Source organism: Endozoicomonas ascidiicola, assembly GCF_001646945.1.
Taxonomy (GTDB): domain Bacteria; phylum Pseudomonadota; class Gammaproteobacteria; order Pseudomonadales; family Endozoicomonadaceae; genus Endozoicomonas; species Endozoicomonas ascidiicola.
Window position 1 is genome coordinate 114,232 of sequence record NZ_LUTV01000010.1, and the last position, 13,834, is coordinate 128,065.

A 13,834-nucleotide genomic window follows, 5' to 3' on the forward strand; every position below is an offset into this window, starting at 1 on the left:
ACTTTAAACATCTAAACGGATGGTAAAAGTACTGCCAAGACCCGGCTCAGATTCCAAATGAATGGAGCCCCCCAGATTATCAACAATGGCAACGGCCAGAGAGAGCCCCAGGCCATAGCCTGCAGAAACATTTCTACTGTCGTCTACTCGATATAATCGTTCAAACACCATGCCCTGATAAGGCTTTTCAATACCAATACCGGTATCTCTGACACTGATCTCAATCCTGCGCTGATCCAGACAAATTGCGCGAACACAAACACTGCCACGATCCGTATACTTAATGGCATTATCAACAAGGTTTAACAGTGCCTGTGTCAGCTTTTCTGGGTCAGACTGAATGATGGTCGGTTCGGGGACATCAACCTTAAGCTGAACCTGCTTGTCATCCGCAACGTCTTCGTACCATGACACAACAGTGCGAACAACGTCTCCAACATCCGTGGGATTATACACTCCCTGACGTTTACCGATCAGCTCATCATTCAACTTCATCAATGTAGTGAGCATGGTATTGGCCTGCATGGCATATTCTGCACTGTCAGACAGAGCTTCCCTCATTTTCTGGAGGTTTTGATCGTCCAGCAGAGCCGATTGTGATGAAAGGATAATTCTCGACAACGGCGTTCGTATATCATGGGCAATGGCGTCTACTGTCGTATTAAGGGTAGTGGTCATCTGATGCAGTCGTACCATAGCATCATGGACACTGGCACTGATCACACTCAACCCGCCAGGGACTGGTTTCGGAATAGCTTCCGGATTCAGGTTGCCCTGCTGAATCTTCGATAATGTTTCACCCAGTGAAATCAATGGCGACATAACTCCCCGTATCATTCTCTGGGTGAAAACAGTGGTCACAATAACAATCAGCACCATTGCCAGAAGCGTCATCACCCATTTGTTATAGGCGATAAAATAACGGGCGCGATTATCAAGCACCAGCCAGAAATCACTGTCCATCCCCGGAATCACATAAGTGGTGTAAGGGTTTAGAAGAAATGTTTGCCACCAGGGCTTCTCTCCAATGGTATACAAAGGGAAATCAATATCGGAGGGAACGTTTGAATAACCCGCAAGAAATTTTATTGAAGAACCATTTTTTTGTGCGTGTTTTTTTGTGCGTTCAAACGCGGCAATATGATTGCCCAATAAGCGTTCACTACCAGCTCGAAAGACATGCCGCAATCTGTCAGCAGAATCATACGTCAGTATTCGTTGATACTCGGCGCTCATGTTGGTCATCACTCTTTTTTCCTGCCAGTAAAGATCCAGAAAAAACAGCGAACCAACAATAACCTGCACCACCAGCAAACAGAGCAGCAGCAACAGGATAAATCGTCTGAGCAATGTGTTGTGTACTTTGTTTAGTGCCCGTTCAATATTACCCCCTGAGGACATACCCAACGCCTCTCAAGGTATGAATTAACGGAAGCTCAAACCCTTTATCCACTTTGCCCCGTAAACGACAGACTAATACGTCCACCACATTGGTTTGCGGATCAAACTGATGCCCCCAGACCTGTTCCAGAATGGTCGCCTTGGAAATAACCACCTCCGGATTTTCCATCATTAGTTTGAGTAAAATAAATTCACGCTGATTGAGGTGAATCACCTCTCCACTGCGTTCAACTTCATGACTTAATAAATCCAGTGATAAATCCTGATAACTCAGACTCAAACTTTGCACCGTGTTCTGATTCTGACTCTGCCGACGACACAGTGACTGACAACGGGCAAACAACTCTGAAAATGCAAAAGGTTTGACCAGATAATCATCCGCTCCCGACTGAAGCCCCTGAACCCGCTCCGACACAGAATGCTTGGCACTCAGAATCAATACTGGCGTCAAATGCCCCTGCCCTCTTAACTGTGATAAAACACCAAAGCCGTCCAGTTCTGGCAACATGATATCGAGAACGATCACATCATAGGAGCCGGTAGTTGCTTCATGCAGCCCATCCACTCCGTTGGCAGCATGAGTGATCGAACAACCTTCCTGCTGAAAGCCGGTGATAAGAAAGTGCGATATGTGGGCATCATCTTCGATCAAAAGTATTTTCATTGGTATCAGTACATCAATAGCAACCCCGGGCAGAAAGACACTATCACACAATCGTTTAATTCTGCTGAACATTGCAGTTTTGTAATGCTTCTGAAAGCCCTTGGTAATTCGTACTTGGTTAGAGTGGTCGCCGTTGAACAATAAAACCCTGAAGGAGTGAATATGAAAACGATTAAAATGACCGCTCTGGCCGCCACCCTTGGCTTAATGTCCATCTCTTTTAATGCGTCCGCCGCAGACAAAGACCACACTGTTTCGGTTACCGAAATTTCTTCAGCCACTGCTTTTCAACTTGCACAAGGTGCCGTGAACCAGTGTAAGGCACAAGGCTATAAAGTGTCTGCAACCGTGGTTGATATGTCTGGCAACGTACTTGCCCAACTTAGGGAAAATGGCGCAGGCATCCACACTCTGGACAGCTCACGTAAAAAAGCATTTACGGTTGTCAGCATGAAACGCCCTTCCGGAGATCTGATGAAACTGGTTGCCGACAAGCCAATCCTGCAACCACTGCAAAACATGGATGAGAATCTGTTATTCCTGGCGGGCGGTATTCCGGTTACTTTGAATGATGTTCAGATTGGTGCTATTGGTGTTGGTGGTGCTCCAGGCGGACATTTAGACGTTGCCTGTGCTGAAGAAGCCATCAAAGCTGTTTTCTAATAACAATCAGATGTCGTAATAATAAAAGGCTGAGGTGTCCGTCAGATTCACTCAGCCTTCTAAACATCCTTAGTCATTAGCCGCACATAATTGTTTTATTCTCCATTCATTCAACATCAACGGATGTTTAGCAAAATCCATCAAGTCAGCTATATTAAATCACGCTAACTGACATCAATCACAGACGCTATTCATCGCCTTCGAAAAATAACAAAACAAGGCTTACGATATGCTGCTTAGAGCACTGTGCCGTTCGATCGAACAGAAATACAGATACAGTCAACCAGTACCTATCAATGGTGAAGCTTGAACAGGTGACACCCCATGAACTCACAACGTGTACCTGATACCTCCACCAGATTATTTCAGGTCATTCGTTTAGAAGATTCACCACTAGGAAAACATGCTGACTCAATAAAGAGTAAAGGTAATAAACCGGAATCAAAGCACTCGTCTTTTCAGAACCATAGGGTCAGAAAAGACCATTTTGTAAAGCCGGAAGTGATATTTATAGGAAGCCTGAAGCATCCCTACCGGCCTCAATCCGCCGGCCAGCCCCTGAATTCAAGAACACATAAAAGCTTCACACCTATGGAACGACATGATGAGACAAGTGCACATTATAGTCATATGGCTCGACCCAAAAGGCGTAGCCAATGCAAAACAGAGCACGATAAAATCGCGGATATCACTGTAAAAATCACACTAAAAACCAGAACGACGGGGGTCAGCTACAACTGCACACTGACTTATTCATCAGCTGTATTTCGACCACCACGCTCAAGTGATCAGCCACGTTGCTACCTCATTAAGGAGTTTACTGGCGCAGATATGCAACAATATACAAACTTTTCAGAAATAAAAAAAACAAACCGGATAGCTTCTGCTGAATGTGAGTATTTGAAGGTTATTATTTTTACCTCGAAAGACAGGAAAACGACAGCTCTGGAATATGCCCCCACTCGGAAGCTAACAGTCAATCACATGACGTCTGAGCAGGCTCTGTATCCAATATCAAAATTAAAACTCCTTGAAGTAACGCCTATCGAAACACTAAGCCAGGACGAATTAATAGGCGCCTATTTCTCAGAAACAGATCCAAAAGCTCTAAAGCGAGAATTTAAACAGCAAGAAAAAATAGTTCAGAAGAAAGCTCTGGCAAGGCTGGCAAAACTCCCCGGGTTTGGTATGCCAAAGGTAGACGGCTTCATTAATCCCAGTAAAGAAATTATGGACGGAGGCAGTACTACAAGCCCCGACTCCGTATAAAAGAACGATATTCGATTATTCACCATATATATTTGTAATTAATTATACGCATCATAAAGCTCACTCAATGCGACAGCCTGACCTTTCAAAGAAGACATTCGCTTAGGATAATAGGCCAACGCTTTTTTGTAATAATGCAGAGCTTCTCCGAAGCGTTTCTCTTTCAATAAAAACTCAGCATAAAGCTCATTCGCTGGCTTCACAATCAATGGAATACCATGTTCATGCACCATAGTGACTTCTAGATTAGCTGCTCGGGATAGCTTCAACTCACTGGCGTCAGAACGTCCATTTTGCAAATCTTCAAGCGCCCGGGTTAATAAGCCCATTATTTTTGCAGCATCCTGCTCTGGTGGCGATAAATGCTGCAGATCATTATCCATTAGCTGATGATAACGACGATTAGCCTTGGCAATCATACCGTTATTTTCCATCTGCCAGCCAAGGTAAGCCTCCGCCAAAAGGTCAGCACCAGTTGCTGCCGATATCATCCTTTGGTGATCAACCCGCTGCTTAAGAACGAGCTTACTTTCTTTACTACCAACAGGTGCATCAACCAGAAACCCGGCCCGTGCAAACAACAGATAACGTCTAATGGTTGAAGACGGTTTTTTATCAAACTCCCGATACAGCTTGTTCATTTCAGCCAGTGCTTCTTGATAGTTACCCTGTTGTAACAGTCCATAGATCACCCAGCCCTGACCGTGATACTCAAAAGTGTCGCTGCCCAACCCTGATTCATAAGCCCTGCGAATAGATGCGCTCCAAGCCATACGATTAATATCCACAACCTCCTGCCAGTCGCCCAGTGCGATGTAGTAGTGCGACGGCATATGAAGTGTGTGAATGGCGGCAGAAACCATTTCATTGATCGTTTCTGCCGCATGTCGGGCAAGATAAGCTTGGACAGGATTTTCTGCGGCATGAAGCATCAAGTGTAACGCTCCAGGATGCTCAGGATTTTCATCAAGTACTTCATCAAACTGTGTAATGGCTTTCAGATTGGTTTTATAATCACGAACTCCCCGGCGAGTTCCAAGAAGACTGTAGCCGTATAAAACCTTCACTTCATGATTCAATGGAAAACGCTGATATAAGCCCTCCATTTTGTTTCTGAATTGCCAGGCAGACGATCCTTTTTCAAAAGGTTTCAGTGTCTCATCTTTGGAAACCAATACTTTTGCTGCACCGATCAGCCCTTTTTCCAAATCAGTAAGCCGGGATAAATCTGCATTTTCCTCCAGTCGTTTCAAGGCGGATTGCCCCTGTTCATCATTACGGCTGTACCAGACCAACATCCGACTGGCGATAATCTCCCCCCAATAAGCCATGGCAAACCCGGGATCCAATTTCTGTGCAGCTCTTAGAGACCAGGTGGCTTCTGAGAATTCATAAGCATGGAGTAGTTTAAGCCCCGTCAGAAAATGCTGACGAGCTGATTCATTTTCAGTAGACACCTCCAGGGAAAGCTCTCCAAGCCCCCGGCCTTTCTGCCAAGGCGGAAAAGCTTCCACATCATCGTGATAATGCGCTGAATAGGTAGCAGAAGAAAAACTGAGAAATAACAGAAAACAGCCAGTAAAACGGAGCCATATCATTATGAAATTCCTTTTTCACTATGAAGCCAGTGGACGTTTTTTTAAATCTATTTGATCAATAACCAAAGTAACATTTTTTGTACATTTCAAAAAAGGCTAAGTACCCGTCCATATGGAATCGAATATTTCTGGCTTGTTGATCAGGTTCTCTGCAAGGCGCAACGGCGGGAGCATAGCAAGCTATGTGACCAGAGTTGCAACGCAGTCAGAGGGGCTAATCAATGAGTCAGAAAATATGATTTCATATGGTTGGGTACTTAATGCTGATACTCAGAATTAAGCCTCTGATTGCAGAGCAATTCCATCAAAATCATTTTTGTCGTCCCAACTTATTATATTGCAGAGCAAGCCCATCACCAGAATTAACAATTTCATGTTTTTGCATACCTTGCAATAGGCAGGGTTTAATAGCCTGAAACACGTCTTCTTGGTCATCTTCAGTTTGTGGGCAAGTACACCTATCCTGCCATTAAATAGCCCACCCTGGTGACTGAACAATCTGCAAACGTCATTTTACGAAGGCACCTATATCTATGATAACTCGCGGCTCAGGCATAATTGTTAAAAAGTACCCAAACCGTCTGCAGACAGTGTGCTCCATAGAAAGTCTATTTTTTACAGATAGTTATCAAAACATATGAGAATAAAGACACACATTCGGAATGGTAATTCTTCTGGAAATAAACCCTAACAATCTATATTCTACGTGCTTATACACAGATGCCGGTGTTTCTACTCACTCAATCATCGGCAACACCCACAGGACGGGTAATACCCGGAACCCTGCCTTCCGGAACCACGCAAAGACAATAAACACTCAGGAAGCTGTTTCGTGACTGATCTCAAAGAACCAGAACCGTTCACCCCCTGGTACCGCGAGCCCTGGGCCTGGTACATCGTTGGTATATTACTGGTCACTTTTGCCTGGGGTGGTTTTCAGGTCTACACCGCTTTTACTCATAAAGACAGTGTCGTTATTGATGATTATTACAAAAACGGTAAATCCATTAATCAGGACATGACCCGGATTCACAATGCCTCCAATCTACTCATTGAAGGCACTCTCACCATTGATGATTTGATCGGTGAGGTTCGAGTCAAGCTAACTGGTAACACCGAACAATGGCCTGAACAGTTGAGCATGAGCTTTCTTTCTCCGGTTTTTAAAGACAAAGATAAGCGCATTCTGCTTAACCGTTCTTTTGGCCCGGATTCTGATACTGGAACACCTGTATATGTTGGCCAACTGGAAGCGTTGGTGTCCGGTCGTTATTACCTGCAATTGGCAACACTGGATGAGCTAATTCCGGAAGTGGGTTATGAAACCGGTTGGAAAATCAGCCAGGAGGCCAAAATCACACCCGGCATCCCATTAGTTCTGAAAAACCCGGAAATCTGATGAGCAAAACCCAATGCTTTCATTGCTCACTGCCGGCACCCGAGCCGGTGGTGTTTTTTGCAGAAGTTGAAGGCAAACAGCAACCTATGTGTTGCCCCGGCTGTAAAGCCGTTACCGAGGCAATTATTGCTGGCGGGCTGGAAAACTACTACCAACACCGCACCGAGAGCGCCAACCCAATTGCCGACTTAAGTCAGCGCATATTGGAAGAGCTCAGAATTTATGATCGCCCGGAAATCCAGAAAGACTTTGTCCAGCCTGTAAATAATATTCAAAACGACGATAGTCGCTTGGTTGCCAATCTGTTGATTGAAGGCATTACCTGTGCCGCCTGTGTCTGGCTACTGGAAAACCACCTGCAATCTTTAGACGGTGTTGAACGAGTGATCGTGAATCTCAGCACCCATGAAGCTCAGGTCACATGGCACAGCGATCAAATTCCTCTGAGCGATATTCTTCTGGCTATCCATCGAATCGGTTACAAAGCGTATCCATGGCGAGCCGATCACCAAGAAGCCATGCTGAAGCAGGAAAACCGCACCTTTATACGACGACTGGCGGTAGCAGGCCTTGGGGCCATGCAGGTAATGATGTACGCCATTGCGCTATATTCTGGTGCCATCAGCAATGATATGCCGGAAATGTATCGCAACCTGCTTCGGGTGGTCAGTGCCATTGTTGCAACACCTGTCGTGTTTTATGCGGCAGCACCCTTCTTTAAAGCGGCGTGGCGCAATATTAAAACCCGGCATTTAGGAATGGACGTACCGGTCTCCATTGCCATTGGCGGCGCTTATCTTGCCAGCCTTTGGGCCACGTTCTTTGCCAATGGCGAGGTGTATTACGACTCCGTCTCCATGTTTACCTTCTTTCTGCTCACCGGGCGCTACCTGGAACTGCGGGCACGCCACGCCACCGCCAGAGCCGCGCGGGCATTAACCAACCTGATGCCGCCCAGCTGTCTGAAAGAGATCGACGGTGAGTTTGTGCGGGTACCAGTTTCCGAGCTGCAACCAAACGACAAAGTAAGAATACTGCCCGGCGATGCGATTCCGGCGGATGGTATTCTATTGAGCGGCTCCACCAGCGTGAATGAATCCATGCTCACTGGTGAATATTTGCCCATTGAAAAACAAACTGGCGACACGCTGCTGTGCAGTAGCCTGAATGTGGATCACCCGGTTGAGATTCAGGTCACCAAGATTGGCGACGAGACCCGTGTTGCCAGCATCATCAAACTGTTGCAAAGAGCGCAACAGGATAAACCCGCCATCGCTAAACTGGCGGATAAAGTGGCCGGATGGTTTGTTGCTGCTGTTCTGCTGGTGGCCATTTGCGTTTACTGGGGGTGGAGCGGCGTTGCACCGGAAGATGCCTTCTGGATCACACTCTCGGTGCTTGTGGTCACCTGTCCTTGCGCCCTTTCTCTGGCTACACCGGCAGCACTCACGGCAGCGACAGGCTATCTGCACAAACTGGGCTTGCTGGTCACTCGCGGGCATGTTCTGGAAGGCCTGCACACCATTGATCATGTCATCTTTGATAAAACCGGCACCCTGACAAAAGGTGAGCTCTCACTGACCCAGGTTATTCCTATTGAAGACTGCACCCTGTCTTTGGATCAACTGACAGCCATGGCAGCGGCACTGGAAGCGCATTCAGAACACCCCATTGCCAGGGCTTTCTCCATAACCAGCCAGACTTTTACCGCCAGCGAAGTAAAGAATCATTTAGGCATGGGGATTGAAGGAACGATCAATCAACAACAATTACGTATTGGTCGCCCTGATTTTGCGTTTCCGCAATCAACACTGAAAACTCCAGAAACCGACGGTAAATGGCTGCTGCTGGCAGACGACAACAAACCACTATGTTGGTTCCGAATTACCGACAGCCTTCGCCCGGAAGCTGCTGCCACTGTGAAACGGCTGCAGAAAATGGGTAAGACTGTCATTCTGCTCAGTGGCGACACCGAAAGCATTGTCGCCAATACCGCAGAATCTCTGGGTATTAAACAGTGGCAGGCTGGAAGCAGCCCAGATGATAAGCTGTCGTATATTCAGAACCTTCAGTCAAAAGGCCACAAAGTTCTGATGGTAGGTGATGGAATAAACGACGTTCCCGTTCTGGCCGGTGCTGATATTTCAATGGCTATGGGTAACTCATCTGATCTTGCCCGCACCAGTGCTGATGCCGTATTGATCTCCGGCAATCTGGAGCGCTTGGCAGATGCTTTTAACCTGACCACCAAAACTCGCAGAATTATTGGTCAGAATCTCGCCTGGGCGCTGGGTTATAATCTGGCGGCGTTACCACTGGCCGCTGCGGGCATGATTGCTCCCTGGATGGCGGCAACCGGTATGGCGCTGAGTTCCCTGATCGTCGTTGCCAACGCCCTGCGCCTGAGCCGTTCTGCGAAACAAGCGTATTCACCAGGGCATCAGCACGCTGACACTTTCACCAAGGAGGCTGTCGTCTAATATGGAAAGCCTGATTATTCTAATCCCTATCGCCCTCGTATTGATTGCGTTAGCGGTCAAAATATTTTTCTGGGCTGTGGATGATGGTCAGTTTGATGATCTTGAAGGGCCTGCTCACAGTATTCTTTTTGACGAGCCTCAAAGAAAGCCATCATCAAACAGTGATACAACAAACACCTCTGATAACAACCAATAATGCCTGTCGTTTATTGATACCGAGCTATCACCATGACTATCAATGAAGCTCCCACTTTGCTTTCAGCCCTTGTTCTGGGCTTGTTAGGCAGCGCCCACTGCATTGGCATGTGTGGCGGTATTACTTCCGCTCTCAGCTTATCCCTGTCTGGGCGATCGAAAGCACAGATTTTCTGGCTGATGCTGACTTATCATCTTGGCCGTGTCACCAGTTATGCTTTTGCCGGTCTATTGCTGGCCAGTGTTGGCTGGTATCTGGGCGGCATCACCCCCGAAGTTAAAATGGCGCTTCGTTACTTTGCCGCCATCATGTTGATTACCATGGGGCTCTATCTCACCGGTTGGTGGAGAGGACTGACCTATCTCGAGCGCGCTGGCAGTAAGCTGTGGCAGTATATTCAACCCAAAGCCAAAGCTCTGCTCCCCATTAAAAATACGCCAAACGCCTTTGCCATTGGTTTGCTCTGGGGTTGGTTACCCTGTGGATTGGTGTACAGCACACTGGCCTGGAGTGCTACTCAGGGCGATCCTGTTCAGGGCGCTCTTTTGATGGCAGCATTTGGCTTTGGAACGATTCCCTCTGTCTTCTTATTGGGTGCATTTTCACGACAGTTTGTAGATATCATTCAGGCCAGCCTCACTCGCAATCTTGCCGGCATCACCATCATTCTTTTTGGTCTTTGGTCAATGCCTGGCCCTCATCAGAAATGGGTTATGGCCACACTTCATCATTTGAGTATGTAACACCACTCATCAGGCAATACCTTTATGCATTGCCTGATGAAATATCGATTCTTCATCTACAACTGTATATAATGCGCCTCCTTTGACTTACTCCTGATTAGATTAAATTTTCAACACCTGTTATACGAATACAACCCGATCACAATTCGGTTCATACCTATTGACACGAATCAAAGAACACTGAGCCACAGCCCTTTAAAATAACACCCAACATTATGCCCGTTTGCCCACGATAGAGACGCAAGACGCCTTTACTATCCAGAACTCTGACGGCACCCATGACCCAATAAATGTAGATTGAGACTGATGATGAATAGCACTCCTATCTGGGATCAGAACCTGATTCAACGATACAACGGGGCAGGCCCCCGTTACACTTCCTATCCCACAGCCGTGCAGTTCGACAGTCAGTTCGATATCCAGAAATATGAGAACAATGCCTGCTACAGTGCCGAGCAAATTAAGCCATTGTCGCTTTATTTCCACATCCCGTTCTGCTCCCATATTTGCTATTACTGTGCCTGTAACAAAATCGTCACCAAGCATCGTGATCGTGCTGACGCTTACCTGGATTACCTGTACAAAGAAATTGAAATGCAGGCTGCGCTCTACAGCCCGGAACAACGGGTAGAACAACTGCATTTTGGCGGCGGCACGCCAACCTTTCTGAGCGAAGGACAAATCACCGCCCTGATGAACCACATCAGACAGCACTTTAACCTGATGGACAGCGAATTCGCCGATTACTCCATTGAGCTGGACCCAAGAGAAGTGGACTGGTCAATGATGGGAACGTTACGAGATCAAGGGTTCAACCGAATCAGCATGGGTGTTCAGGATCTTGATCCGAAAGTTCAGGCAGCCGTTAATCGCGTGCAGCCAGAAAGCATGATTCAATCCATTCTGGACGCCTCTCGGGTGATGGCTTTCCAGTCCGTTCATATGGATTTGATTTACGGCCTGCCATTTCAGAACACCAATAGCTTTATGAACACCATTGATCGGGTTATCGACATGGCGCCGGATCGTCTGTCCTTGTTCAACTATGCGCATTTACCACACCGCTTCAAACCACAGCGGCGCATCAATGATGCGGACCTGCCAGCCCCGGAAATGAAACTGGAGATTCTCCAGAAATCCACAGAAAGGTTACTCGAGCAAGGCTACGTCTATATCGGCATGGATCACTTCGCCCTGCCCGATGATGATCTTGCTATTGCCCAGGAAGACGGAACTCTTCACAGAAACTTTCAGGGCTACACTACCCACAGTCATTGCGACTTGGTCGGTATGGGCATTTCGTCTATCAGTCAGGTAGGCGACACTTACATTCAAAATTCGACAGAAGAAGCGCAATACTACGGCGCGCTGGATAAAAACCAGTTACCCACTGTTCGAGGCCTGCAAATGACGGCTGATGATAAAATTCGTCAGGCGGTGATTACCCGGCTTATTTGCCAGTTTGAGCTTGAATTCGACAAGATAGAAAAACAGTTTGGTATCAACTTCAGAGACTATTTCCATCAGGAGCTGGAAAGACTAGAGCCCATGTTGAACGATGGACTGCTGAGCCTCTCCAATGACAACAAACTTAAAGTGTCGCCAAGTGGCAAACTGCTGATTCGTAATATTTGTATGCAGTTTGACTATTATCTGAACCAACCCGAAATGAAAGAAAAGCCGCTTTATTCAAAAGTCATATGACGTATAGAAGGGTCGGAAATACATCTGACCCTCTTCCCACCTACACAACACCTGCCCAACAGCTCCAACTGAAGATCACCTATCGGCATAAATACTCACATTGATTTAATCAAAACATCAGTGCAAAATCCCCTTCCAGCCGTAAGATGATCTATATCAAGTTTTTATGGTCGAATATTGTTCAATAAAGTAATGGGGTGAACCCCAAATGACTGTTAATTTATAAGTATTTGCCAGATTGTCTCAGTGATAACATTTTCCTTACAATAGTGTTAAATCTTGCAAATACGACTTTGAGGCCTCTCAATGACGTCAAAGCCCAACGTCCGACAGCCCAGCCATGTTGCCTGCAGAGACTGCAGTCTAAGTTCGCTGTGCCTGCCACTGGCACTCAGCATCAAGGATATTGACCAGCTTGATCACATCATCAAGCGTGGGCGTCCGTTGAAAAAAGGCGAGCACCTGTTCCTTGAAGGTGATCCTTTTGACAGCCTCTACGCCGTTCGTTCCGGCGCTATCAAAACCTACACCGCCACGAACGAAGGTGAAGAACAGATCACCGGCTTCTACCTGCCCAGCGAAGTACTTGGTTTGAGCGGTATGGACACTGATGCCTACCCGGTATCAGCACAGGCCATGGAAACCACCATGATCTGTGAGATTCCTTTCGAGCAGCTGGAAACACTCTCTGATCAGTTCCCTGAGCTTCGTCGTCACATGATGCGCCTTATGAGTAAACGCATCCGTGAAGACCAGCAGATGATGATGTTGCTCTCCAAGAAAAACGCCGATGAACGTATTGCGACTTTCCTGATTAATCTGGCCAGCCGTTTCCGACGCCGTGGTTTTTCATCACAGTCGTTCCGCCTGTCCATGTCCCGCAACGAAATGGGTAATTACCTTGGACTGGCTGTAGAAACAGTGAGTCGTGTATTCACCCGATTCCAAAAAAGTGGAATGATTTCTGCGGTGGGCAAAGAGATTGAAATCCACAACCCGGTTGAACTCTGCTCTCTGGCCGGTGGCAAGAACATTGATGTAAATCAGATCGCCACCAGCGCCTGACTTTATTCTCGCAAGAAGCTACCATGGTAGCTTCTTATCATTTCATTCCGCCCAAAAAAAAGACATGCATACGAACGAAACCTCCGACGTTCAGGGTTCTTTATCCGTTCAGGACTACCTCCAGTCACAGATCAGAACCATTCCGAACTGGCCCCATGAAGGCATCCTGTTCAGAGACATCACCACTCTGTTTGAAAACCCTGAAGCTTGGCGTAAGACCGTAGACGTTCTGGTAAAACGCTATGAGCAGAAAGAATTTGATCGTATCGGTGCTCTTGATGCCCGTGGCTTTCTTATGGGTTCTACGCTGTCTTACCTGATGAATAAGCCACTGATTCTATTTCGCAAGAAAGGAAAGCTGCCAGGAAGTACATTAAGCGTTGAATACGATTTGGAGTACGGAAAGGCGACACTGGAGATGCATGAAGACTCAGTTAAGGCCGGTGAAAAAGTCCTTCTGGTTGACGATCTGATCGCCACCGGCGGAACGTTGCTGGCCGCGGATGAACTGTTAAGGAAAGCCGGAGCAAGCACACTGGAAGCGGCCGCCATTATCAATCTACCTGATTTGAAAGGTGCAGACAGATTGAATCAGGCTGGCATTGCCACCTATTCATTGTGTCAGTTTGAAGGTGAATAAACCTCACTTGAA

12 protein-coding genes are annotated in these 13,834 nt (G+C 46.8%); 9 read left to right on the plus strand and 3 right to left on the minus strand.

Translation table 11 applies throughout. The annotated features are described in order from the left end of the window. Positions 1-3: 3 nt before the first annotated feature. Together AKL11_RS22680 and AKL11_RS22685 are read right to left on the minus strand one after the other, a co-directional pair. Positions 4-1,401 carry a sensor histidine kinase gene (locus tag AKL11_RS22680; protein ID WP_067522285.1) on the minus strand — a complete coding sequence of 466 codons (1,398 nt, stop codon included), beginning with the start codon at positions 1,399-1,401 and terminating at the stop codon, positions 4-6. Further along, positions 1,385-2,137, minus strand: coding sequence for a response regulator (locus tag AKL11_RS22685; RefSeq protein WP_245673429.1), 753 nt, complete (start codon positions 2,135-2,137; stop codon positions 1,385-1,387). The genes AKL11_RS22680 and AKL11_RS22685 overlap by 17 nt, the downstream gene beginning before the upstream one ends. A gap of 90 nt (positions 2,138-2,227) precedes the next feature. Between AKL11_RS22685 and AKL11_RS22690 the strand changes: the two genes are divergently transcribed. Together AKL11_RS22690 and AKL11_RS22695 are read left to right on the plus strand one after the other, a co-directional pair. Continuing rightward, positions 2,228-2,728, plus strand: a complete 501-nt coding sequence (locus AKL11_RS22690; RefSeq protein WP_067522287.1) for a GlcG/HbpS family heme-binding protein — start codon at positions 2,228-2,230, stop codon at positions 2,726-2,728. A 324-nt stretch (positions 2,729-3,052) separates the two neighbouring features. After that, entirely contained in the window at positions 3,053-3,997 is a 945-nt protein-coding gene (locus tag AKL11_RS22695; RefSeq protein ID WP_067522289.1) for a hypothetical protein, read from the plus strand. Between the two features lie 38 nt (positions 3,998-4,035). On the opposite strand, the gene AKL11_RS22700 is transcribed toward AKL11_RS22695, so the two are convergent. After that, complete coding sequence (locus AKL11_RS22700) at positions 4,036-5,595, minus strand: hypothetical protein (protein WP_067522291.1); 1,560 nt, start codon at positions 5,593-5,595, stop codon at positions 4,036-4,038. A gap of 832 nt (positions 5,596-6,427) precedes the next feature. Between AKL11_RS22700 and AKL11_RS22705 the strand changes: the two genes are divergently transcribed. The 7 genes from AKL11_RS22705 to AKL11_RS22735 all read left to right on the plus strand — a co-directional run bounded on the left by AKL11_RS22705 (position 6,428) and on the right by AKL11_RS22735 (position 13,822). After that, entirely contained in the window at positions 6,428-6,994 is a 567-nt protein-coding gene (locus AKL11_RS22705; protein WP_067522293.1) for a FixH family protein, read from the plus strand. Then, a complete protein-coding gene (locus AKL11_RS22710; protein ID WP_067522295.1) occupies positions 6,994-9,474 on the plus strand; it encodes a heavy metal translocating P-type ATPase in 2,481 nt (826 codons plus the stop codon). Before AKL11_RS22705 ends, AKL11_RS22710 begins: the two co-directional genes overlap by 1 nt. A 1-nt stretch (position 9,475) precedes the next feature. Then, positions 9,476-9,670 (plus strand): cbb3-type cytochrome oxidase assembly protein CcoS, encoded by a 195-nt coding sequence (ccoS, locus tag AKL11_RS22715; RefSeq protein WP_067522297.1) that lies wholly within the window; start codon positions 9,476-9,478, stop codon positions 9,668-9,670. A gap of 32 nt (positions 9,671-9,702) precedes the next feature. Beyond that, on the plus strand, positions 9,703-10,413 hold the full coding sequence (locus tag AKL11_RS22720) for a sulfite exporter TauE/SafE family protein (RefSeq protein WP_067522298.1): 711 nt from the start codon (positions 9,703-9,705) through the stop codon (positions 10,411-10,413). Positions 10,414-10,719: 306 nt separating this feature from the next. Next, a complete protein-coding gene (gene hemN / locus AKL11_RS22725) occupies positions 10,720-12,117 on the plus strand; it encodes an oxygen-independent coproporphyrinogen III oxidase (RefSeq protein ID WP_172807362.1) in 1,398 nt (465 codons plus the stop codon). A gap of 306 nt (positions 12,118-12,423) precedes the next feature. Beyond that, the gene (gene fnr, locus AKL11_RS22730) at positions 12,424-13,182 is read left to right on the plus strand and encodes a fumarate/nitrate reduction transcriptional regulator Fnr (RefSeq protein ID WP_067522300.1); all 759 of its coding nucleotides are present in this window, start codon (positions 12,424-12,426) and stop codon (positions 13,180-13,182) included. A 64-nt stretch (positions 13,183-13,246) separates the two neighbouring features. After that, positions 13,247-13,822 (plus strand): adenine phosphoribosyltransferase, encoded by a 576-nt coding sequence (locus AKL11_RS22735; protein WP_067522303.1) that lies wholly within the window; start codon positions 13,247-13,249, stop codon positions 13,820-13,822. The last annotated feature ends 12 nt before the right edge of the window (positions 13,823-13,834 follow it).